The sequence below is a fragment of the Pseudomonas sp. genome (genome assembly GCF_040514055.1).
Classification (GTDB): domain Bacteria; phylum Pseudomonadota; class Gammaproteobacteria; order Pseudomonadales; family Pseudomonadaceae; genus Aquipseudomonas.
Map to the genome: position 1 here is coordinate 72,302 of NZ_JBEVDL010000099.1, position 21,461 is coordinate 93,762.

Consider the following 21,461-nt stretch of genomic DNA (forward strand, 5'->3'; position numbering starts at 1 on the left):
ACAAAAACGCCGACCCTTTCCAGGTCGGCGTTTTTGTTGGCCGGCTGATAAACTGCCGGCCTTTTATTTCGAGGGGCCGCGCATGTCCACTTTGAAGCCGGCGCTGCGCGCCGCACTGGATGCCCGCCAGGCGTTGCTGACCGACTGCCACGCCCAGGGCACCGATTGCTATCGGCTCTTTCATGGCAGCCAGGAAGGCGCCGCCGGTGTGACGGTGGACCGCTACGGCCCTCAATTGTTGGTCCAGACCTTTCACAGTCCACTGACCCGCGACGCGCTGTTGGAGGTCCAGGACCTGGTCGACGAGTCGCTGGGGCTGACCAGCGAACTGATCTACAACGACCGCTCCCAGGGCAATTCGCGAATCGATCGCGAGGACCCGGTGTACCGGCCGGAGCCGGCGGCCCTGGCGGACCGTGTGGGCCACGAATGGGGGCTGAACTACCGCGTCCGCGGCCGTCATGCCGGCCAGGACCCGCTGTTGTTCCTCGACCTGCGCACCGCGCGCGGCTGGGTCAAGGCGCACAGCGCCGGCAAGTCGGTACTCAACCTGTTCGCCTACACCTGTGGCGTGGGCTTGAGTGCCGCGGCCGGGGGTGCGCGCTCGGTGTGCAACCTCGATTTCGCCGAAACCAACCTGGCGGTAGGCCGTGAAAATGCTGCGCTCAACCCGGACTTAGGGACCATGGCGTTTATCCAGTCCGATTATTTCCCGGCCATTCGCCAGTGGGCCGGCCTGCCGATCGCCGCCCGGCGCGGCAAGGCCCTGCCCGCCTACACCCGGCTCGAACCGCAGCAATTCGACCTGGTGTTTCTTGACCCACCGGCCTGGGCCAAGAGCGCCTTTGGCACCGTCGACCTGCTGCGAGACTACCAGAGCCTGCTTAAACCGGCCCTGCTGACGACCGCCGAGGACGGGGTGCTGGTGTGCTGCAACAACCTGGCGAAAGTCGCCCTAGACGACTGGCGCGAACAGGTGCTGCGCTGCGCCAGCAAACTGGGCCGACCGGTCCGCAATTGCCAGGTGCTGCCACCGGCGGCTGACTTCCCCTCACAGGACGGCCAACCCCCGCTGAAGACACTGATCCTGCAACTGTGACGGCGGGCGGGTTTCCACTGGCAGCGCTGTGGCGCGAGGAACCCTGGTGTCGTGCCATACTCCAAGGCACCTTCGCTCGGGAAAGATGACGCCAGATCATGTCAAAGGGATTGAAACGCGCCTGTGGCGCCTTGCTGTTCGCCCTGGGGCTTTATAGCCTGCTCGGTTTTCTTGTGCTGCCGGGCATCGCCTTGCGCATTGCCAACCAGCAGCTGAGCCAGCTCAGCCAGGTGCCGGCACGCCTGGAACGCATGGAGCTCAACCCCTTCAGCCTCGAGCTGAGCCTGTGGGGCCTGCACCTGGGTGCCGCGGACCAGGAGCAAGTAGCCTTCGAGCGCCTGTACGCCAACCTGCAGGCGGACAGCCTGTGGAGCGGCGCCGTGCACCTGGAGGCCGTCGAACTGGCCAAACCCCATGCCGAGCTGCTGTTCGCCAAGGACGGTCAGCTGAACCTGACCCAGCTGTTCAAGGTGCCGCCCAGCGAGCCCAGCCCCCCTCCCAGCGAGCCGCTGGCACTGCGAATCGACCGTATCCAGTTGAGCGGCGGCAGCCTGCATTTTCGCGACCTGCGTCCCAGCGAGCCGATCGAATTCAGCTACGACACCCTGGACTTCGAACTCAAGCGCCTGAGCACCCTGCCGGAGGACAACGCGGAAATGACCCTGGTCGCCTCGGGGCCCGCCGGCAGCCGGCTCGACTGGAGCGGCAGCCTGGGCTTGGTGCCGATCCGCTCCGAGGGCCGGCTCAAGATCAGCGACAGCCGCATGAAGCTGTTCTGGCCTTATGTCCGCGATGCCGTGCCCTTGGTCTTGGAAAACGGCGTGGTGAATCTGGCCACCGACTACCGCCTCGACCTGTCCAAGGGCACCGAGCTTAAGCTGCTCAACGGCACGTTGGAGCTGTCCACCTTCGCCATCAAGGCGCCGGACAATCGACCCTTGGTGCGCCTGGCCCAGCTGGAGATCAGCGACATCTCCCTGGACCTGGTCAAACAACAGGTGGTGCTGGGCAAGATTCGCAGCCAGGGCCTGGAAACCTGGGCCGCTCGCGAAGCCGATGGCCAACTGGATTGGCAAAAGCTGTTCGCTGGCGACCCGGCCACTGCGCCTGCCACTCCACCCCCGGCAACGCCGGCCGCGGCACCGGACAAAGCGCCAACGGCCAGTGCCGCCAAGGGCGCTCCCCGGCCCTGGCAAGTGTTGCTCACGGACACTCAACTGCGCGACTACCGCGTCCACCTGGCCGATCGGCTGCCCACGCCCGAAGTCGCCCTCGAGTTGGGCCCGCTGAACCTGGACTTGAAAGACTTCGACAGCCTGGGCCAGAGCCCCTTTCACCTGACCCTGGACAGCGGCGTGGGCAAGCAGGGCCGACTCAAGGTCAGCGGCGAGGTTCAACTGACGCCGCTCAGTACAACCCTGCAGGTCGCCACCCAGGCCCTCGACCTGCGCCTGGCGCAAGCCTATCTCAGCCCCTTTGTCCGGCTGGAACTGCGCAGTGGCCTGCTCGGGGCCGACCTGGCCGTCGCGCTGAAAGGCGACACTCCGCCGGCCCTGAGCCTGAGCGGACGCGCCGAGCTGGATCAGTTGCACCTGCTCGATACCCTCAAGGAACGCGACTTGCTCAAGTGGCAGAAACTGACCCTCGAGGGGCTGGACTACCGTCACGGCGACAGCCTGAGCATCAACAGCCTGGCACTGGCGCAACCCTATGCGCGTTTTATCATCAATGAGGACCTGACCACCAACCTCAGTGATTTGCTGGTTCCCCAGCCCCCTGCGGCGGCGACCGAGCCCACGCCCGAGGGCCGCCCCTTGGGTATCCGTATCGGCGAAATTAAAATTGCGGACGGCTCGGCCAATTTTGCCGATTTCAGCCTGACGCCGGATTTCGCCACCGCCATTCAGCAACTCAACGGTCGGATTGGCACTCTCGACAGCCGCAAGACGGGCGCTGCCAGTGTCGAGATCCAGGGCAAGGTCGACCGTTATGCACCGGTGAGTATCCAGGGCAAGGTCAACCCCTTCGACCCGCTGGACAGCCTGGATATTGCCACCCGTTTCAAGAACGTCGAACTGACCACCCTGACGCCCTACTCCGGCAAGTTCGCCGGCTTCCGCATTCGCAAGGGCCGTCTCAACCTCGACCTGGTCTACCGCATCGAAAAAGGCCAGCTGAGCGCCGAAAACAAGGTGGTCCTGGAAAACCTGGAACTGGGTGAGCGGGTCGACAGCCCCAGTGCGGTGGACCTGCCGATTCGCCTGGCGGTGGCCCTGCTCAAGGACACCGAAGGACGGATTTCCATCGAACTGCCCGTCTCCGGCGACCTCAACAACCCGCAGTTCAGCGTTATGCCGATCGTCTGGCAGACCCTGCGCAACCTGGTGCTGCGCGCCGCCCAGGCCCCGTTCAAATTTATTGGCGGCCTGGTCAGCGGTGCCGGCGAAGTGGATTTGAGCACGGTGCAATTCGCCCCGGGCAGCGACGTACTGGACGGCCCCGCGCAAGCCGCGCTGGACCTGTTGGCCAAGGCCCTGCAGGAGCGCCCGGCACTGCGCTTGGAGGTCGAAGGCATCAGTGCCCAGAGCAGTGACGGCCCACTGCTGGCGGAGCAACGCCTGCAGCGCGAGTACCAGAACAACCTGTACAAGATCCTGCAGCGCCGCGGTGACACGGTGCCGGCCGAAGCCAGCTTGCTCGAGGTACCCGAAGACGAAAAAGCCAGCCTGCTGGAAGCCATCTACCGAGCTCGGCTGAAACAGCAACCGCCTGCCGAGTGGGCGCAGTTGCCTGATGAGGAACGTTATGCCCGACAGCGCCAGACGGTGATCGACTCATGGGGGCAAAGCACCTTGTTGCTGCGAAAACTCGGCCAAGCCCGGGCCTCCAGCATCAAGGCGTATCTGGTCGAGCGCGGCGGCTTGCAGGATCAGCGGGTGTATTTGCTGGACACCTCGGTCGGACAAGCCCAGGCCGACGGTCGGGTCGCCACCCAGCTGCATCTGGGGAGCGAGTGAGGTTGAAGGGACAGCTCGCACTCCTGGCGCTGGCTATCGGCTTCGCCCCCTCGGCCTGCGCCGACACCATGCGCTGTGGCAGCCAGCTGATCAGCGTGGGTGAGCGCGCCTTTGAGGTGCTGGAACGTTGCGGCGAACCCACCTACCGCGACCTGATCGGTTACAGTTTGGCCGGCAACGAACAGCGCGAGCTCAAGGTCGAGGAGTGGGTGTACGGCCCCACCAATGGCATGCTGCGAATCCTGACATTCGAAGGCAACCGCCTGACCCGGATCGAAAGCCGACGCAAGCGTTGAGCCTGTTTCCGGCCAAGGGCGACCATCAGACCGGGCCTGTCCTACCGAGGTTTGATTGGCATCTCGTACGTATTGGAGTCTCCATGAAAACAACCCTGTTCGCCGCCTGCCTTCTATTGGCCAGTTGTGGGGCTCAAGCCACCTCCACCCTGCGTTGTAGCAGTGCGATCATCAGCCTGAACGATTACGCCGGTGAGGTGCTGGACAAGTGCGGAGCGCCGCAAAGCCAGACCGAGCTGGGTTATCGAGAAGTGGTCGATGCTTATGGCTATCGAAGCGAACAGCCGGCCGAAGAATGGGTCTATGGCCCACGCAGTGGTATGTACTACTATTTGCAATTCGTCGGGGGATATCTGACGAAAATTGAAAGCAAACGCAAACCCTGAATCATCTCCCAGATCAAGGACCACCATGGACACCATGAAACACCTGCTCATCGCTGCCAGCCTCTGCTTCGCTGGCAGTGCGCAGGCTGGACTGCGCTGCGAAAAAGGCATCGTCAGTGAAGGACAGAGAAGTTCCGAAGTACTGATCAAGTGCGGCGAACCCGCCAGCCGCTCCGTTGTCGGCTACACCAAAGACGCCAGCCTGCGCACTGAAGTCCAGATGGAGGAGTGGGTCTATGGACCACGCGAGGGCGGGATGATGTATTTCCTCAAGTTCGAAGGTGGCCTGCTGAAAAAAGTCGACAGCAAGCGCGGCTAACTGGCCAGGTATCCCCGCCAACGCCATTGCCACATGCCCGGCCTGGCGTTCAGGCCAGCGCTCATGCACCCCATGGACAGGCGTCCGGCTACCCCCTAGGCTTGCCGCCTCCCTGTCGTCATGAACCGCTGCCATGCTGATCGTACCCGCCGAACACCCGCTGGACTGGAAAAAACCACCGGTCCTGACCCTGCTGCTGATTCTGCTCAATACTCTGGTCTATTTCGCTTACCAGGGCGGCGATGCGGCGCGCCAGCAAGAAGCAGTCAAACTCTATCTGGATGCAGGCTTGCTCAGCCGCGAGCGGCAGCTGTTCGTCGAGGCATTGGTTGTCAGACACAAACTCGACGTTGAGGAGGGCAAACAGGTCGCCGCCCTGAAACGCAACGATTTGGCCGGTATGCTACTCAGTGACCTGGCGTTCGAGCAAACCCTGCATCAACTACCCGCCTACAAAGCCGACCCTAGCTGGCAAGCGACGCGCCAGAAAGCCGAGGCGGCGCGAGATCTGATCAGCAGTTATCGATTCGGTTTTATCCCGGCCAAATTCACCGTACAGGGGCTATTTGGCGCCATGTTCCTGCATGGCAGTTTCAGTCATTTGTTGGGCAATATGGTGTTTCTGTTTATCTTCGGCTTTGCGTTGGAAATCGCCCTTGGCCGTTGGGTTTATTTGAGCCTGTACCTGACCAGCGGTTTGGCCTCGCACCTGCTCTGGTGGGTGATGGATCCGGTATGGGTCAGCGGCATCGGCGCCTCGGGCGCCATCGCCGGCTTGATGGGTATGTACCTGGGCGTTTACGGGCTCAGGCGCATCAATTTCTTCTATTGGGTAGGTCCGTTTTTTGGCTATTTCCGCGCGCCAGCCTTATGGATCCTGCCCGTTTGGATGGGCAAGGAACTCTATGGCCTGTTACTCGCCAATGACAACACCAACTATTACGCACACCTCGGTGGCCTGGGCGCAGGGTTCCTGCTGGTCTGGCTGCCACGTCTCGGCGGCGGCCTGAAAGTGGACGAAGCCTATCTGAACAAGGAAGACCCCGACGCGCCGTTCAAGCGCGAATGCGCGGCGCTCGACAAACTGATCGGCGACTTCGCCCTCGAGCAGGCCGCCCCCCGCGGTCTCGACCTGTTGACCCGCTACCCGGGGCGACTAGTGCTGCTCGAACGCCTGTATCCGGTGGCTAAAAGCCGTCAGGACAAGGCGCTGCTGGGGGCACTGCTGAAACAACTGTTCAGCCTGCCCATGCATGCCGAGGCCATGGGGCTGGTGCGACGCCTGGCCGATGACAGTGCCGAGCAATCACTGCTTCATCACCCCGCCGTGCAGCTGCACCTGCTGCAACGGCTATTGCGCGATAACGATGGCGTGCGCGCACTCGCCTGCTGGCGACGGCTGATCAAGGCGAGTCAACAGCCCTCCCAGTTGCCGGCACTGACGCTGCAATTGGCCAAACAATTGGGCCCACTGCGCGACTTGCGCGGCGTCGCCGAACTGCACCAGTTCCTGCGCGGGAATTATCCGGAGGCCGAACAGACCGCGCAACTGGGCCTCTATCAACAGCATTTGGGCCGCCACTGAGCGCGGATCCCGGCAAAAAAAAACCCGGGGCTTTCGCCACCGGGGTTTATCGGTACCGCCAAAGACTGACACGGCATCGCTACAGGCCGATGCCGCGCTTGTATTTGGACTTAGTCAGCGGATTTCAAGCCATCGGCAGAAACGGCTTGTACACCCTTGATGGCCTTGGCGGTGCTGACCGCCAGATCACGCTCGGCATCGCTGGCCACCACGCCTGACAGCGAGACGACGCCCTTATTGGTCTCCACCTTGATGTCCAGTGCACTCAGGCTATCGTCCGCCACAAAGCTGGACTTGACCTTGCTGGTAATCCAGGTGTCAGTAACAACCTCTTCAGTATTCTCCACGGCGTTGGCCGCGACCATCAGCGGCGCCTGGCCATTGGAGGCGGCAAACACCACCGGGGCAACACCCAAGCTCAAGGCACTGGCAGCCGTGGCGGCGATGATCAGTTTATTAAAAGGCATGTTCATAGGTCTCACTCCTGCTGCTCTATGGGATGCTACGGCCGGGCCAGGCCGAGCCACGATTTCCAGAGTGATATTGCAGCGGCCATGCCAATTCACATCTGAGTGAATTAACCTTATTTATCAACAGGTTAAAAAACTCCTTCAGCCCCGGGATCGTGCAGTTTGCATGATCAGAGCCAATCGCAGATGCAAGCTGCATGACCTGAACCAACCAACACTCAAGCCTGGGCGGCCAGGCGCGCCAGGGTGTTCTCCAGCACCGTCACTTCCGCCAACAGGGGAGACTGGGGGTATTTGGCCCGCACATAAGCCAACAACTTTTGTGCCGGCTCCAGTTGCCCCAGCCCTTCGGCATAGCCTTGTGCGGCGAGAATATAGGCCCGGGCAATGTGCGGGTAAGTGGGAAAGCGCTGGTGCAGATTACGCAGCAAGCTCAAGGCTTCGCGAGTTTTGTGCCGCGCCAACAACACCTCGGCGAGGCGCTCGCAGACCAGTGCGTCCTCCGGCAGGTAGTCCGCTTTGAGTTGACGGGCATTGAGCAGCGCGCTGGCCGCCTGAGCGGGGTTGAGGCGCATCGCCAGCGGCAGGTAATGCGCTAGATGGCGCAGGCAGCGTTCCGACGCCTTCAGGCCAAACAACAGCTGATGAAAACGCTCATTCAGCTTGAGATCGTCCGGGTCACGCTCCAAGGCGGTCGCCAGAACTTCCAGCGCTGAACCGCTCTGCCCTTCCTTGACCCGCACCTGGGCTTCAGCGAGGGCACGTCGACGCAAGTACTCCGCCGCCGGAAAGGCGGCCTGCCCATCATCGTCAGCGATCACGTAACCCAGTGGCCCCTGATACTGATAGACCGCATAGCCCATCATGGCGCACATCACCACGCCAAAGTAGCCGAAGAGAAATACCCCAATCGGCATCAGCACTACCCGCGGCAAACCGTTGGCCAACATATAGGTAATGACCTGCGGCGACTGCCAGAGAATAAAGAGAAACACACACAGGATCAGGTAACGCCAGCCCATGGCCTTGATCACCTGGCCGACGTCTTCAGGGCTCAACGCCGCGCTCAGGGTCTTGTCCAACGCCAGACGGATGATGCTGGCGGGCATCGCCAGGAGCAGGGCAATACTGACGCCCCAGTACAAGGCCTCGCTGTCAAAGCTCGCGGCCAGCCAGAGCACGCCGAACGCCAGGAATAACACCGCCAATTGCTGAAAGAACAGGCCAAACCCCTCGCCACTGAAAGCACTGGCCAGGCTCGGCGCCTCACGCAAGGCCTGGCTGCTGGCCTCGATCACGCTGTAAAAATACTTGGTCGCCACGCTGAACAGGGCCAGCCACAGTACCAGCCAACTGGGCATAAACAGACTGGCCAGGGCCAACACGGCGCAGACCGACAAGGGTCCTGTCTGAAAGCCGTACAGGAAAAAACTGGGAATCCGCTCCCAGAACGGCTGGGCACTGTTGGATGCCCCTAAAAACGCCAACTGGCTGCGGCATAAAGGGCATGCTGGATGTTCTTCAGGCGCGTCGGCGTTCAACGGGATGCAGCAGTCACCGTAGGAACGCGGACAAGTCGAGCAATGCCAAGTCGCCGGCTGCGCCGGATGATAGTGGCAGTGGGTTATTTCCATGAACGTGCGGTCCTTATCGAGCGCGGCGAGTGGTGCCTATTGTCCGGGCAAAAAAAGAGGGCCCGCAAGGGGCCCTCTCGTTAAGCGTTAACCGCGTTCGGAATTAAACGCCCGAAGCTTCGGCTGCCGCCACATCCTTGATCGACAGTTTGATCCGGCCGCGGTTGTCCACGTCCAGTACCAGCACCTTGACCTCCTGACCTTCCTTGAGCACGTCGGTGACTTTTTCCACACGCTCGTCGCTGAGCATGGAGATATGCACCAAACCGTCCTTGCCGGGCAGGATGTTCACGAAAGCGCCGAAATCGACGATCCGCTCCACCTTGCCGATATAGATCTTGCCGATCTCGGCTTCAGCAGTGATCCCCAGGACGCGCTGACGCGCGGCTTCGGCGGCTTCCTTGGTTTCGCCAAAGATTTTGATGCTGCCGTCGTCCTCGATATCGATCGAGGCCTTGGTCTCTTCGCAGATGCTGCGAATGGTGGCGCCGCCCTTGCCGATCACGTCACGGATCTTGTCGGTGTCGATCTTCATCGCGATCATGGTCGGTGCATTGGCCGACAGCTCGGTACGCGAGGTGGCGATCACCTGGTTCATCTGACCAAGGATGTTCAGACGCGCTTCCAGGGCTTGGCCCAGGGCGATCTCCATGATCTCTTCGGTGATGCCCTGGATCTTGATGTCCATCTGCAGGGCGGTCACGCCCTTGGCAGTACCGGCCACCTTGAAGTCCATGTCGCCCAGGTGATCTTCGTCACCCAGGATGTCGGTCAGGATGGCGAACTTCTCGCCTTCCTTGACCAAGCCCATGGCGATACCGGCCACCGGAGCCTTCATCGGCACACCAGCGTCCATCAGCGCCAGGGAGGCACCGCAAACCGACGCCATGGAACTGGAGCCGTTGGATTCGGTGATTTCCGACACCACGCGGATGGTGTAGGGGAAGACGTCTGCCGCTGGCAACATGGCGGCGATGCTGCGGCGCGCCAGGCGGCCGTGGCCGATTTCGCGGCGACCAGCGCCCCCCATGCGACCGCACTCGCCCACCGAGTAGGGCGGGAAGTTGTAGTGCAGCATAAAGGGGTCTTTGCGCTCGCCTTCCAAGGTGTCCAGCAACTGCGCGTCACGGGCGGTGCCCAGGGTCGCGACGACCAGGGCCTGTGTCTCGCCACGGGTGAACAACGCCGAGCCGTGGGTCTTGCTCAGCACGCCGACTTCAATAGCCAGCGGGCGCACGGTACGGGTGTCACGGCCGTCGATCCGCGGTTTGCCGTTGACGATGTTCTCGCGCACGGTGCGGTATTCGATTTCGCCGAAGGCCTCCTTCACTTCGCCAGCGCTCGGTTGCCCTTCGGCTCCAGACAGCTTGGCGACGACCTGCTCCTTCAGCTCGCCCAGACGGGCATAACGCTCGTGCTTGACCGTGAGGGTGTAAGCCTGGGAAATCGCTTCGCCGAACTCGCTGCGAATGGCGCCCAGCAGCGCGGTATTTTCCGGCTTGGCTTTCCAGTCCCAGGTTGGCTTGCCCACTTCGGCGGCCAACTCGGCCACGGCCTTGATCACCGCCTGGAATTCGTCGTGGGCGAACAGCACGGCGCCCAGCATTTGGTCTTCGGTCAGTTCCTTGGCTTCGGACTCCACCATCAGCACCGCGTCCGAGGTACCGGCCACGACCATGTCCAGGCTCGAGGCCTTGAGCTGCTCATAGGTCGGGTTCAGCAGGTAACCGGTGCTTTCGTGGAAGGCCACGCGGGCAGCGCCGATCGGGCCGCTGAAGGGGATACCGGAGATAGCCAGGGCGGCCGAGGTGCCGATCATGGCGGCAACGTCGGGATCGGTCTTCTTGCTGGTGGAAACCACGGTGCAGATGACCTGCACTTCATTCATGAAGCCTTCTGGAAACAGCGGACGGATCGGCCGGTCGATCAGGCGCGAGGTCAGGGTTTCTTTTTCCGAAGGACGGGCTTCGCGCTTGAAGAAACCGCCAGGGATCTTGCCGGCGGCGTAGGTTTTTTCCTGGTAGTGCACGGAGAGCGGGAAGAAGCCCTTGCTTGGGTCGGCGGTCTTGGCGCCAACCACGGTCACCAGTACGGTGACGTCGTCATCGACGGTAACCAGCACGGCGCCGGAGGCTTGACGGGCAATACGGCCTGTCTCGAGGGTGACGGTCGACTGACCGAACTGGAATTTCTTGATAACCGGGTTCACGGTGTCGTTACCTTCTTTTTTGCCTTGGGGAATCTGGGGAAGAGCAGGTGATGCGAATTTGGGGGCAACGGCGGGATTCGGACCCGAGGGCTGTCCAGATAAAACTTGAGGCTGGGAGCCTGCCGCCAAGCACCGCAAACCGGCACCGGACGACAGACAGCCAACCTCTAGCAACGTCGGTGTTAGCGACGCAGACCCAGGCGCCCGATCAGGGTGCTGTAACGTGTGGTGTCCTTACCCTTCAGGTAATCCAGCAGCTTGCGACGCTGGTTTACCATACGGATCAGACCACGACGGGAGTGGTGGTCTTTGCCGTTGGCCTTGAAGTGACCTTGCAGCTTGTTGATGTTGGCGGTCAGCAGTGCAACTTGCACTTCCGGCGAACCGGTGTCGCCTACAGCTTGCTGGTAGTCAGTTACGATTTGGGCTTTTTCTTCAACGCTCAGTGCCATGGTGGCTATTCCTCTGAGGTAACAGGCCGGGAATCACTTCCCGTGTTTTTAAAAGAGGGCTGACCGTGCCTATTAACAGCCATCCTCACATCGATCATTCCGACCGAATCAGTCGACGCGGCGCAATGCGCCCGTCTTCGCTCACTTCACCGATACCGATAAAGCGACCGTTGTGATCCTGCACCCGGACCATACCGAATTTCGGCCCGTCCGCGGCACGCACCGGCTGCCCCTGCAGCCAGTAAAACGAACTGTGTTCCGAAAACTGCAGCAATGGCCAGTGCAACAAGCCACTGTCCGACGGCTGCAGGAACTGGTCGACCGCCTCATGGCCGCCGTCCGCGTGGGCCTGTTCGAGCGCCTCCAGCGTGACGGTCTGGGCCAAGGCGAACGGCCCGGCCTGGGTACGGCGCAACTCGGCCACATGGGCACCGCAGCCCAGCAACTGACCGATGTCCTCGACCAGCGTGCGGATATAGGTGCCTTTGGTGCAATCGACGGCCAGGCGCACCCGGTCACCCTCGAAGCTCAGCAATTCCAGGCGCGTGATAGTAACAGAACGCGCCTCGCGCTCCACTACCTGTCCGGCCCGCGCCAGCTTGTAAAGCGGCTGTCCATCGCGTTTGAGGGCCGAATACATGGGCGGTATCTGACTGATATCTCCACGAAATCTGTCCAGCAAGGGTTCCAGATCGGCACGACCAACGGTCACTTCGCGACGCTCAAGCACCTCGCCCTCGGCATCCGCCGTGGTCGTGGTAACGCCCAGCTGCATCACCGTCTCGTAGCCCTTGTCGGCATCCAGCAGGTATTGGGAAAACTTGGTCGCCTCACCGAAACACAGGGGCAACACGCCGGTGGCCAGGGGATCGAGGCTGCCGGTGTGACCGGCCTTCTCCGCATTGAGCAGCCAGCGCACCTTCTGCAAGGCCCCGTTGGACGTAAAGCCCTTGGGCTTGTCGAGCAGGATAATGCCACTGACGTTACGACGAATACGCTTTACCTGGGCCACCGGCTTACTCCTTGCCTTCGACCTGGGGATCGCTTTCGTCCGCAACCGCACCGGGGTGTTGACCGTCCTCCGCCACCGCGCGCTCGATCAGCGCCGACAGGTGCGCACCACGCATCACGCTTTCGTCGTAGTGGAAATGCAACTGCGGCACGCTGCGCAGCTTCATCGCCCGGGCCAACTGCATACGCAGGAAACCGGCGGCGTCGTTGAGCACCTTGATGTTCTGCTTGATGTCCTCGGCGCTGTCCTGTCCCATCACGGTGATGAAGATCTTCGCGTGACCGACGTCGCGGCTGACTTCCACGGCGGTGATGGTCACCAGACCGACACGCGGGTCCTTGATTTCGCGGCGGATCAACTGCGCCAGTTCGCGCTGCATCTGATCGCCAATGCGCTGGGTACGGCTATATTCTTTTGCCATTATCACTGCTACCTGTCACTGCCCGCCGGGGCAAACCCGGCGGTCTGAAAGCGGCAATCGCCCGGCCTGACAAAGTCGGGCCGGGCGTTGCGTTGTACAGGCGCCCCGCTGGGGGCGCTTGCCATGGCACGCGGCTTAAAGGCTGCGCGCCACCTGGACCTTCTCGAACACCTCGATCTTGTCGCCGACCTTGACGTCGTTGTAGCTCTTGACGCCGATGCCGCATTCCATGCCGGCGCGCACTTCAGACATGTCGTCCTTGAAGCGGCGCAGCGACTCGACTTCACCCTCGAACATCACCACCTCCTCGCGCAGTACGCGGATCGGACGGTTACGGTGAACGACACCTTCGATGACCATGCAGCCAGCGATGGCGCCGAACTTCGGCGAACGGAACACATCGCGCACTTCGGCGATACCCAGGATATTCTCGCGAACATCGCTGCCGAGCATGCCGGTCAGGGCTTTTTTCACGTCTTCGATGATGTCGTAGATCACGTTGTAGTAACGCATATCCAGACCTTCCTGCTCGACGATCTTGCGCGCGCCGGCATCGGCACGCACGTTGAAGCCGAACAGCACCGCGCTGGACGCCAGGGCCAGGTTGGCGTCGCTCTCGGTGATACCACCGACGCCACCACCGACCACACGCACCTGCACTTCGTCGTTGCCCAGGCCGCCCAAGGCGCCCTGCAAGGCTTCCAGCGAACCACGGACGTCGGATTTGAGGACGATGTTGAGCGTCTTCTTCTCTTCCTGGCCCATGTTCTCGAAGATATTTTCCAGCTTGCCGGCGTGAGCACGGGCCAGCTTGACCTCGCGGAACTTGCCTTGACGGAACAGGGCCACTTCACGGGCCTTCTTCTCGTCGGTCAGCACGCTCAATTCGTCACCCGCATCCGGGGTGCCGTCCAGGCCGAGGATCTCGACCGGGATCGACGGGCCGGCTTCTTTAACCGGCTTGCCGTTTTCGTCGAGCATGGCGCGGATACGGCCGAAGTTGGAACCGACCAGTACCATGTCGCCTTGACGCAGGGTACCGTCCTGGACCAGCACGGTGGCCACCGGGCCACGACCCTTGTCCAACCGCGACTCGACCACCACACCGCGACCCGGCGCGGAAGGCGTGGCCTTCAGCTCGAGGATCTCGGCCTGCAGCAGCACGGCTTCCAGCAGGTCGTCGACACCGGTACCGACTTTCGCCGACACCGAGACAAAGGGGGTGTCACCGCCCCACTCTTCTGAGGTCACACCGTGTACCGACAGTTCGCTACGAATGCGATCGAGGTCGGCGCCCGGCTTGTCGATCTTGTTCACCGCGACCACCAGCGGCACACCGGCCGCCTTGGCGTGCTGAACGGCTTCGACGGTCTGCGGCATCACGCCGTCGTCCGCCGCCACTACCAGAATCACGATGTCGGTGGCCTTGGCACCACGGGCACGCATGGCGGTGAACGCCGCGTGACCCGGGGTATCGAGGAAGGTCACCATGCCACGGTCGGTTTCCACGTGGTAAGCACCAATGTGCTGGGTGATACCACCGGCCTCACCGGCGGCCACCTTGGCGCGACGGATATAGTCGAGCAAGGACGTCTTGCCGTGGTCGACGTGGCCCATGACGGTCACCACCGGCGCACGGGCGAAGGTTTCGCCTTCGAACTTCAGCGACTCGGCCAATTGGTCTTCCAGAGCGTTGTCGCTGACCAGCTTGACCTTGTGGCCCAGCTCCTCGGCGATCAACTGGGCCGTTTCCTGATCCAGAACCTGGTTGATGGTCACCGGGGTGCCCATCTTGAACATGAACTTGATCACTTCCGCGGCCTTGACCGACATCTGCTGGGACAACTCACCCACAGTGATGGTCTCGCCGATGGCGACGTCACGCACGACCGGACCGGTCGGGCTCTGGAAGCCGTGCTGGTTACGCTTCTTCAGCTTGGCCTTGCCACGGCCGCCACGACGGTGGCTGTCGCTTTCTTCATCAGTGGTGCGCGGCGCGACACGGGGTGCCGGAGCCTTTTCCTTCTCCTTGACGGAGGCGCGGTGCGGCACGTTCTTGCGGTCGCCACGGCGATCGCTGTCGTCGTTGCGTGGTTTGTCCGGACGACGCGGCTCTTCCTTCTTGCGCTCGGCATTGGCCGGCGCGGCCACCGGGGCGCTGTCGAGCACCGGCGCGGAAGTCGGGACCGGCGCGGCGGCGGGCGCGGCGCTGGCCGGGCTGGCGACGGCGTCGGCAGACGGCTGCTGGCGCGCGCTGTCTTCGGCGCGGCGCTTGGCCTCTTCCTCAGCCTTCAGGCGAGCAGCTGCTTCCTGAGCACGTTGTTCGTCCAGCTCACGCTTCTTCTCGGCCTCGATTTCTTCGGGGCTGCGCTTGACGAACGTCTTCTTCTTGCGCACTTCGACGCTGATGGTCTTGCTACCGGCCACCCGCAGGGTGCTGGTGGTCTTGCGCTGCAAGGTAATCTTGCGCGGCTCTTCCACTTTTTCGCCGTGACTGCTTTTGAGATGGGCCAACAGGGCCTGTTTCTCAGCGTCGGTCACCGCTTGCTCGGCAGTGCTGTGCGGGAGACCCGCCTCACGCATTTGCTGCAGCAGGCGTTCAACCGGCGTATTGACCACTTGGGCCAGTTCTTTAACCGTGACTTGCGTCATGCATTTCTCTCCTCAGGCCGCAACTGCTTATTCGAACCAATGGGCTCGGGCGGCCATGATCAACTTGCCGGCACGCTCAGCGTCGATACCGTCGATGTCGAGCAAGTCATCTATCGACTGCTCGGCCAGGTCTTCGCGGTTAATAACGCCGCGCACTGCCAGTTCATGCGCAAGCGCCTTGTCCATACCCTCTAGCGAGAGCAGGTCGTCGGCCGGATGGACATCTGCCAGCTTTTCCTCGTTGGCGATGGCTTTGGTCAACAGGCGATCCTTGGCACGAGCGCGTAGCTCGGTGACGATCTCCTCGTCGAAACCATCGATGCTGAGCATTTCTTCCATCGGCACGTAGGCGATTTCTTCCAGGCTGGTAAAGCCTTCTTCGACCAGTACCTGGGCCAGCTCTTCGTCGACTTCCAGCTCGTCGATGAAGTTCTGCAGGATGTCGCCTGTTTCCGCTTGTTGCTTGGCCTGAATGTCCGCTTCGGTCATCACGTTCAGGGTCCAGCCGGTCAACTGGCTGGCCAGACGGACGTTTTGACCCCCGCGGCCAATGGCTTGCGCCAGGTTATCTTCGGCGACGGCGATGTCCATGGCATGGGCATCCTCATCGACGATGATGGCGGCGACTTCAGCGGGCGACATGGCGTTGATCACGAACTGCGCGGGATTGTCGTCCCACAGCACGATGTCGACACGCTCACCGGCCAGTTCGCCGGACACGGCCTGCACACGCGAACCACGCATGCCAATGCAGGCACCTTGCGGATCGATGCGCTTGTCCTTGGAACGCACGGCCAATTTGGCCCGTGAACCCGGATCCCGGGAAGCGCCCATCACTTCGATGAGCTCTTCGGCGATTTCCGGTACTTCGATGCGGAACAGCTCGATCAGCATTTCTGGCGCGGTGCGCGAGAGAATCAGCTGTGGCCCGCGGTTTTCCGTACGAATTTCCTTGAGCAGCGCACGCAAGCGCGCGCCCACCCGGAAAGTCTCACGGGAAATGATGTCTTCACGCGCCAGCAAGGCCTCGGCGTTGTTACCCAGGTCGACGATCACATTGTCGCGGGTAACCTTCTTAACAGTACCGGCGATGATCTCGCCCAGGCGCTCGCGGTAGGCTTCCACCACTTGAGCGCGCTCGGCTTCACGGACCTTCTGCACTATCACCTGTTTGGCGGTCTGGGCAGCGATACGACCAAACTCGATGGACTCGATCTTCTCTTCGATCAGCTCACCGAGCTGGGCATCGGGCTTCTGCTCACGCGCTTCGTCGAGCGTCAGCTCCGAGGCCAAGTTGTTGAGCGACTGGTCATCGACCACCGTCCAGCACCGGAAGGTTTCATAATTACCGGTCTGGCGGTTGATCTCCACCCGCAGTTCCACTTCAACGTCGAAACGTTTTTTCGTCGCAGTGGCCAACGCCAGTTCCAACGCTTCAAAAATCACGCTGGCCGGTACGCCTTTTTCATTGGATACCGACTCAACAACCAGCAGTACTTCTTTGCTCATCGTACGCCTCGCCTTTCGCAATCCATTGGATCCGCGGGATCCGCGTCTCAGTCAAAACTGGGAATGATGTTGGCCTTATCGATCGAATCGATTGGCAACAAGTATTCGTGGTCTTCCACCAGCACCACCACATCCTGGTCCTCCACGCCACGCAGAAGGCCTTGAAAATTGCGGCGCCCATCAAATGGCGTGCGCAGCTTGATTTTCACCTGATCACCGGCGTGCAGCGCGAACTGCTCGATGGTGAACAACGGCCGATCCATGCCCGGCGAGGACACCTCGAGGGTGTACTCAGCACTGATGGGGTCCTCGACATCCAGCACACCGCTGATCTGTCGGCTGACCGTTTCACAATCTTCGATCAATACCCCGTTGGCATGATCGATATAAATGCGCAGCAACGAATGCCGGCCCTGGGACAGGAACTCAATACCCCAGCATTGATAACCAAGCGCCTCGATGACCGGGGCCAGCAAGGCCTGCAACTGTTCTAGCTTGCTCGACACCTGAACCCCCTGTGCACGCTAAGCAAAATAAAAATAAAAAATGGGCGAAACGCCCATCCCGAAAGCCGCCGGACAGGCGACTTGTAAGTCTCCAGCTAACAAAAAGCCCCTAAAAAGGGGCTTCGCTGGGACTGGCTGCGAGGACTTGGAATAAACCAGCGACCTTGGGGCACTAGGCCCGACGAGCTACCAGACTGCCTCGCCCCTCGCCAAAGCTGGGGGGCGAAGTATACGGCCGAACCCAACAAAGGGTCAACCGAACTCCTGCGAACAAGAAAGCCCGCATACAGCGGGCCTTCTTGCTTCAATTGGTACCGAGGAGGGGACTCGAACCCCTACAGCCTATGGCCACTACCACCTCAAGGTAGCGTGTCTACCAATTCCACCACCTCGGCAAAACGCGTGTTACTTCTGCTCTGGAACCTGAGGTACATCTGCCGCGTTAGTCGCCGGCTTTTGTTCTTCGAGCACCGGTACATCTTCGACGACCGGTTTTTGCTGCACTTCCATCACCGCCGGATCTGGCAAGCCGACCTGGGTCAGCTGATCAGACTTCTGTTTAGCAAAGTAACCTAAACCCAAGCTGGTTATGAAAAAAGCGGTGGCCAGTATAGCAGTAACTCGACTCAGAAAGGTAGAGGAACCTTGACTACCGAATACGGTACCCGACGCGCCCGAACCAAACGAAGCACCTGCATCGGCACCTTTACCCTGCTGCAGCAATACCAACGCCACGACACCCAGGGCACCCAACAAATGAATCACTATTACGACTGTTTCCAGCATGTCTTCAGCTTCCTGCGGCGCGACAGATCGCACCGAACTCATCCGCATTCAGAGAGGCTCCACCAACAAGCCCCCCATCGATATCCGGCATGCCGAATAGTTCGACCGCACTGGCCGCCTTTACACTGCCGCCATAGAGAATCCGTACACCCCGCGCCACCTCGGCATCTTCAGCCGCCAGTTGCGCGCGTATCGCCGCGTGCACATCCTGCGCTTGCTGCGGCGTAGCAGTCAGGCCCGTACCAATTGCCCAGACTGGCTCGTAAGCCACCACCGCCCGAGCAAACACCGCCACACCCAACTGCTCGACAACCGCACTCAACTGCCGCCCGACCACCTCAAGGGTGTTGCCGGCCTCGCGCTGCTGCTGGGTCTCACCGACACAGAGCACCGGCGTCAAACCCTCGTGCAGCGCCGCGGCAAACTTGCGGCAGACGACTTCGTCATCTTCACCCAGCAACAAACGCCGCTCGGAGTGCCCCACCAGTACCAGACTACAACCGATGTCCAGCAACTGGCTGGACGCCACCTCACCGGTCAAGGCCCCCTGCTGTGGCTGCTGCGCACAATCCTGCGCACCCACCACGATAGCGGACCCTTCAAACGCGCCAATCACTTGAGCGATATGCAGGCTGGACGGGAACACCGCCACGTCGACACTCACCGGCAGAGCCAGTTGGCCAAGGCCTTCGATCAGCTCAGCGACGCTGGCGCGGGTACCGTGCATCTTCCAGTTACCAGCTACCAAAGGACGACGCATGCCGTACCCCGTCGATCAAAGTGGGCGCAGATGTTACCCAACCACCCGCGCACTGGCAAGCCGATTCAGGCACAGATTTCGCTAACCACGCCCACCAACTCCTCGGCGTAACCCCGCACCAACACTTCGTCCTCGCCTTCGACCATCACGCGCACCAGCGGCTCGGTACCGGACTTGCGCAGCAACACCCGGCCGCGCCCCGCCATCCGCTCAGTGACGCGTGCGCAGGCCGCCTGCACCGTCGGATGCTCGACCGGATTCTCGCCACCGGCGAAGCGCACGTTCAACAGCACTTGCGGGCACTTGCGCAGCCCCTGCCTCGCCTCCGCCAGGCTCTGCTCCCGCCGCTTGAGCGCCATCATCACCTGCAGGGCAGCGATGATCGCATCGCCGGTGGTGGTGTGTTGCAGGCATACCAGGTGCCCCGACCCTTCACCACCCAGCTGCCAGTTGCGCTCCTGCAATTCGGCGATGACATAACGGTCGCCCACCTGGGCGCGAACGAAGGGTATCTGCAGCTCGGCCAGGGCCAGCTCCAGACCCAGATTACTCATCAGGGTACCAACCACGCCGCCGCGCAACTTGCCGCGCTCCTGCAGATCGCGGGCAATGATAAACAACAGCTCGTCGCCGTCGACCAGCACACCGGTATGGTCGACCATCAACACCCGATCGGCATCGCCGTCCAGGGCAATGCCAAAATCCGCCTGATGGGCCAGCACCGCCGCCTGCAACGCCTCGGTGTGGGTCGAACCGCACTGGTCGTTGATATTCAGGCCGTTGGGCTGCGCGGACAGCACCACCACCTCGGCCCCCAGCTCGCGAAACACGCTGGGTGCGACTTTATAGGCGGCTCCATGAGCACAGTCGATCACCAGCTTCAACCCGGCAAAATCGGTGCTGGTAGGGACGCTGCTCTTGCAGAATTCGATATAGCGACCGGCCGCATCGTTGATTCGCGACACCTTGCCGAGCTGCGCGGACTCGACCACGGTCATGGGCGCGTCGAGCAGCTCTTCGATCATCAACTCGATATCATCCGGCAGCTTGGTACCCTGCCCAGAGAAGAACTTGATGCCGTTGTCGTCGTGGGGGTTGTGCGAGGCACTGATGACGATACCCGCCTCGGCATGAAAGGTACGTGTCAGGTAGGCGATCGCCGGCGTCGGCATAGGCCCCAACAGCATCACATCGGCGCCCGCCGCCGACAAACCGGCCTCCAGGGCGGATTCGAACATATAGCCCGAAATGCGCGTGTCCTTGCCGATCAGTACCCGGCAGGCGCCCTGACGGCGAAAGGCCATGCCCGCCGCCCAGCCCAGCTTGAGCATAAAGTCGGGGGTAATGGGGTACTGACCGACGCGACCGCGAATGCCATCGGTGCCAAAATATTTTCTGCTCATAGCGATCCTTATTCTGCGGCCTGAACGGCCGCGATCATGCGCAGCACGTCGACCGTTTCCGCGACATCGTGCACACGTAAAATAGCGGCGCCCTGGGTCACGGCCAAGGCGGCCAAGGCCAGCCCACCAGCCAACCGCTGGTCGACCTCGCGCCCCAGCGCCTGACCAATCATGCTTTTGCGCGAGACGCCGACCAACAGCGGTCGACCCAATGCATGCAGCCGCGCCAGGTGTTTGAACAAACTGAGGTTATGCGCCAGGGTTTTGGCGAACCCAAAACCCGGATCCAGAATGATTCGCTGCTCGGCTATGCCTGCCGCAATACAGGCCTGCATGCGCGCCTGCAGGAAATCCTGCACCTCGCCCAGCAGATCCTGGTACTGCGGATTGCGCTGCATGGTCCCGGGCTCGCCCTGCATATGCATCAGGCACACCGGCAAACCGCTGTCCGCGGCGGCCTGCAACGCACCGTCGCGGCGCAGGGCGCGCACGTCGTTGATCAGGCCCGCGCCCAGGCGGGCGCTTTCACGGATCACCTCGGGCGTGGAGGTGTCCACCGAAACGATCACGTCCAGCTCCCGACCCAGCGCCTCCACCACCGGCGCCACCCGCGCCAGCTCCTGCTCCGCCGAAACCACTGGCGCGCCCGGCCGGGTCGACTCACCACCGACATCGATCAGGCTGGCGCCGGCCGCAACCATGGCTTCGGCATGCCGCAGCGCCAGGTCGACGGCGGCGAAGCGGCCGCCATCGGAAAAGGAGTCGGGCGTGACATTCAGGATCCCCATCACCTGGGGGCGGGACAGGTCGAGAAGCCGGCTGCCACCAGGCACCCGGCTCAGGGGGGGAACAGGCCTGGCAGACACAGTGGTCGGCGGCCGGACCACCGAATGGCGTCTCGGGGCCAAAACCCCCCACCATGGCCCAAACCCCGTTAACCCCGAC

The 21,461-nt window shown here is 61.9% G+C and carries 19 protein-coding genes and 1 tRNA gene; 6 read left to right on the forward strand and 14 right to left on the reverse strand.

Annotation, left to right across the window (positions count from 1 at the left end; all coding sequences use genetic code 11):
* Nucleotides 1–82: 82 nt before the first annotated feature.
* The 6 genes from ABWY06_RS25635 to ABWY06_RS25660 all read left to right on the forward strand — a co-directional run bounded on the left by ABWY06_RS25635 (nt 83) and on the right by ABWY06_RS25660 (nt 6,702).
* The gene (locus ABWY06_RS25635; protein ID WP_353928410.1) at nt 83–1,099 is read left to right on the forward strand and encodes a class I SAM-dependent rRNA methyltransferase; all 1,017 of its coding nucleotides are present in this window, start codon (nt 83–85) and stop codon (nt 1,097–1,099) included.
* A 98-nt stretch (nt 1,100–1,197) separates the two neighbouring features.
* Nucleotides 1,198–4,116, forward strand: a complete 2,919-nt coding sequence (locus tag ABWY06_RS25640; protein WP_353928411.1) for a DUF748 domain-containing protein — start codon at nt 1,198–1,200, stop codon at nt 4,114–4,116.
* The gene (locus ABWY06_RS25645; protein ID WP_502948255.1) at nt 4,113–4,412 is read left to right on the forward strand and encodes a DUF2845 domain-containing protein; all 300 of its coding nucleotides are present in this window, start codon (nt 4,113–4,115) and stop codon (nt 4,410–4,412) included. Before ABWY06_RS25640 ends, ABWY06_RS25645 begins: the two co-directional genes overlap by 4 nt.
* Before the next feature lie 83 nt (nt 4,413–4,495).
* Nucleotides 4,496–4,798: a DUF2845 domain-containing protein gene (locus ABWY06_RS25650; RefSeq protein ID WP_353928412.1), complete on the forward strand. Its 303-nt coding sequence runs from the start codon at nt 4,496–4,498 to the stop codon at nt 4,796–4,798.
* Nucleotides 4,799–4,832: 34 nt separating this feature from the next.
* Nucleotides 4,833–5,117 (forward strand): DUF2845 domain-containing protein, encoded by a 285-nt coding sequence (locus tag ABWY06_RS25655; RefSeq protein WP_353928413.1) that lies wholly within the window; start codon nt 4,833–4,835, stop codon nt 5,115–5,117.
* 133 nt (nt 5,118–5,250) lie between these two features.
* On the forward strand, nt 5,251–6,702 hold the full coding sequence (locus tag ABWY06_RS25660; RefSeq protein WP_353928414.1) for a rhomboid family intramembrane serine protease: 1,452 nt from the start codon (nt 5,251–5,253) through the stop codon (nt 6,700–6,702).
* Between the two features lie 110 nt (nt 6,703–6,812).
* On the opposite strand, the gene ABWY06_RS25665 is transcribed toward ABWY06_RS25660, so the two are convergent.
* The 14 genes from ABWY06_RS25665 to folP form a co-directional block, all read right to left on the reverse strand.
* Nucleotides 6,813–7,169: a BON domain-containing protein gene (locus ABWY06_RS25665; RefSeq protein WP_353928428.1), complete on the reverse strand. Its 357-nt coding sequence runs from the start codon at nt 7,167–7,169 to the stop codon at nt 6,813–6,815.
* A 221-nt stretch (nt 7,170–7,390) separates the two neighbouring features.
* Nucleotides 7,391–8,806 (reverse strand): hypothetical protein, encoded by a 1,416-nt coding sequence (locus tag ABWY06_RS25670; protein ID WP_353928415.1) that lies wholly within the window; start codon nt 8,804–8,806, stop codon nt 7,391–7,393.
* Between the two features lie 103 nt (nt 8,807–8,909).
* Nucleotides 8,910–11,015 carry a polyribonucleotide nucleotidyltransferase gene (pnp, locus tag ABWY06_RS25675; RefSeq protein ID WP_353928416.1) on the reverse strand — a complete coding sequence of 702 codons (2,106 nt, stop codon included), beginning with the start codon at nt 11,013–11,015 and terminating at the stop codon, nt 8,910–8,912.
* Between the two features lie 182 nt (nt 11,016–11,197).
* A complete protein-coding gene (gene rpsO / locus ABWY06_RS25680) occupies nt 11,198–11,467 on the reverse strand; it encodes a 30S ribosomal protein S15 (RefSeq protein ID WP_213880640.1) in 270 nt (89 codons plus the stop codon).
* Nucleotides 11,468–11,561: 94 nt separating this feature from the next.
* Nucleotides 11,562–12,479, reverse strand: a complete 918-nt coding sequence (truB, locus tag ABWY06_RS25685) for a tRNA pseudouridine(55) synthase TruB (protein ID WP_353928417.1) — start codon at nt 12,477–12,479, stop codon at nt 11,562–11,564.
* 4 nt (nt 12,480–12,483) lie between these two features.
* Nucleotides 12,484–12,900, reverse strand: a complete 417-nt coding sequence (gene rbfA / locus ABWY06_RS25690; RefSeq protein WP_353928418.1) for a 30S ribosome-binding factor RbfA — start codon at nt 12,898–12,900, stop codon at nt 12,484–12,486.
* 135 nt (nt 12,901–13,035) lie between these two features.
* A complete protein-coding gene (infB, locus tag ABWY06_RS25695) occupies nt 13,036–15,552 on the reverse strand; it encodes a translation initiation factor IF-2 (protein ID WP_353928419.1) in 2,517 nt (838 codons plus the stop codon).
* Nucleotides 15,553–15,579: 27 nt separating this feature from the next.
* Nucleotides 15,580–17,061, reverse strand: coding sequence for a transcription termination factor NusA (gene nusA / locus ABWY06_RS25700; protein ID WP_353928420.1), 1,482 nt, complete (start codon nt 17,059–17,061; stop codon nt 15,580–15,582).
* Nucleotides 17,062–17,108: 47 nt separating this feature from the next.
* On the reverse strand, nt 17,109–17,567 hold the full coding sequence (rimP, locus tag ABWY06_RS25705; protein ID WP_353928421.1) for a ribosome maturation factor RimP: 459 nt from the start codon (nt 17,565–17,567) through the stop codon (nt 17,109–17,111).
* Nucleotides 17,568–17,876: 309 nt separating this feature from the next.
* Nucleotides 17,877–17,962: transfer RNA gene (locus tag ABWY06_RS25710), tRNA-Leu, on the reverse strand.
* 10 nt (nt 17,963–17,972) lie between these two features.
* A complete protein-coding gene (secG, locus tag ABWY06_RS25715) occupies nt 17,973–18,353 on the reverse strand; it encodes a preprotein translocase subunit SecG (RefSeq protein ID WP_353928422.1) in 381 nt (126 codons plus the stop codon).
* Between the two features lie 4 nt (nt 18,354–18,357).
* Nucleotides 18,358–19,113: a triose-phosphate isomerase gene (tpiA, locus tag ABWY06_RS25720; protein ID WP_353928423.1), complete on the reverse strand. Its 756-nt coding sequence runs from the start codon at nt 19,111–19,113 to the stop codon at nt 18,358–18,360.
* Between the two features lie 65 nt (nt 19,114–19,178).
* Nucleotides 19,179–20,516 carry a phosphoglucosamine mutase gene (glmM, locus tag ABWY06_RS25725; protein WP_353928424.1) on the reverse strand — a complete coding sequence of 446 codons (1,338 nt, stop codon included), beginning with the start codon at nt 20,514–20,516 and terminating at the stop codon, nt 19,179–19,181.
* Nucleotides 20,517–20,524: 8 nt separating this feature from the next.
* Entirely contained in the window at nt 20,525–21,358 is an 834-nt protein-coding gene (gene folP, locus ABWY06_RS25730) for a dihydropteroate synthase (protein ID WP_502948256.1), read from the reverse strand.
* Nucleotides 21,359–21,461: the final 103 nt, after the last annotated feature.

Coding starts and splice junctions, on each gene's coding strand:
- ABWY06_RS25635 (WP_353928410.1), top strand. CDS start 83: ATGTCCACTTTGAAGCCGGCGCTGCGCGCCGCACTGGATGCCCGCCAG.
- ABWY06_RS25640 (WP_353928411.1), top strand. CDS start 1,198: ATGTCAAAGGGATTGAAACGCGCCTGTGGCGCCTTGCTGTTCGCCCTG.
- ABWY06_RS25650 (WP_353928412.1), top strand. CDS start 4,496: ATGAAAACAACCCTGTTCGCCGCCTGCCTTCTATTGGCCAGTTGTGGG.
- ABWY06_RS25655 (WP_353928413.1), top strand. CDS start 4,833: ATGAAACACCTGCTCATCGCTGCCAGCCTCTGCTTCGCTGGCAGTGCG.
- ABWY06_RS25660 (WP_353928414.1), top strand. CDS start 5,251: ATGCTGATCGTACCCGCCGAACACCCGCTGGACTGGAAAAAACCACCG.
- ABWY06_RS25665 (WP_353928428.1), bottom strand. CDS start 7,169: ATGCCTTTTAATAAACTGATCATCGCCGCCACGGCTGCCAGTGCCTTG.
- ABWY06_RS25670 (WP_353928415.1), bottom strand. CDS start 8,806: ATGGAAATAACCCACTGCCACTATCATCCGGCGCAGCCGGCGACTTGG.
- rpsO (WP_213880640.1), bottom strand. CDS start 11,467: ATGGCACTGAGCGTTGAAGAAAAAGCCCAAATCGTAACTGACTACCAG.
- rbfA (WP_353928418.1), bottom strand. CDS start 12,900: ATGGCAAAAGAATATAGCCGTACCCAGCGCATTGGCGATCAGATGCAG.
- infB (WP_353928419.1), bottom strand. CDS start 15,552: ATGACGCAAGTCACGGTTAAAGAACTGGCCCAAGTGGTCAATACGCCG.
- nusA (WP_353928420.1), bottom strand. CDS start 17,061: ATGAGCAAAGAAGTACTGCTGGTTGTTGAGTCGGTATCCAATGAAAAA.
- secG (WP_353928422.1), bottom strand. CDS start 18,353: ATGCTGGAAACAGTCGTAATAGTGATTCATTTGTTGGGTGCCCTGGGT.
- tpiA (WP_353928423.1), bottom strand. CDS start 19,113: ATGCGTCGTCCTTTGGTAGCTGGTAACTGGAAGATGCACGGTACCCGC.
- glmM (WP_353928424.1), bottom strand. CDS start 20,516: ATGAGCAGAAAATATTTTGGCACCGATGGCATTCGCGGTCGCGTCGGT.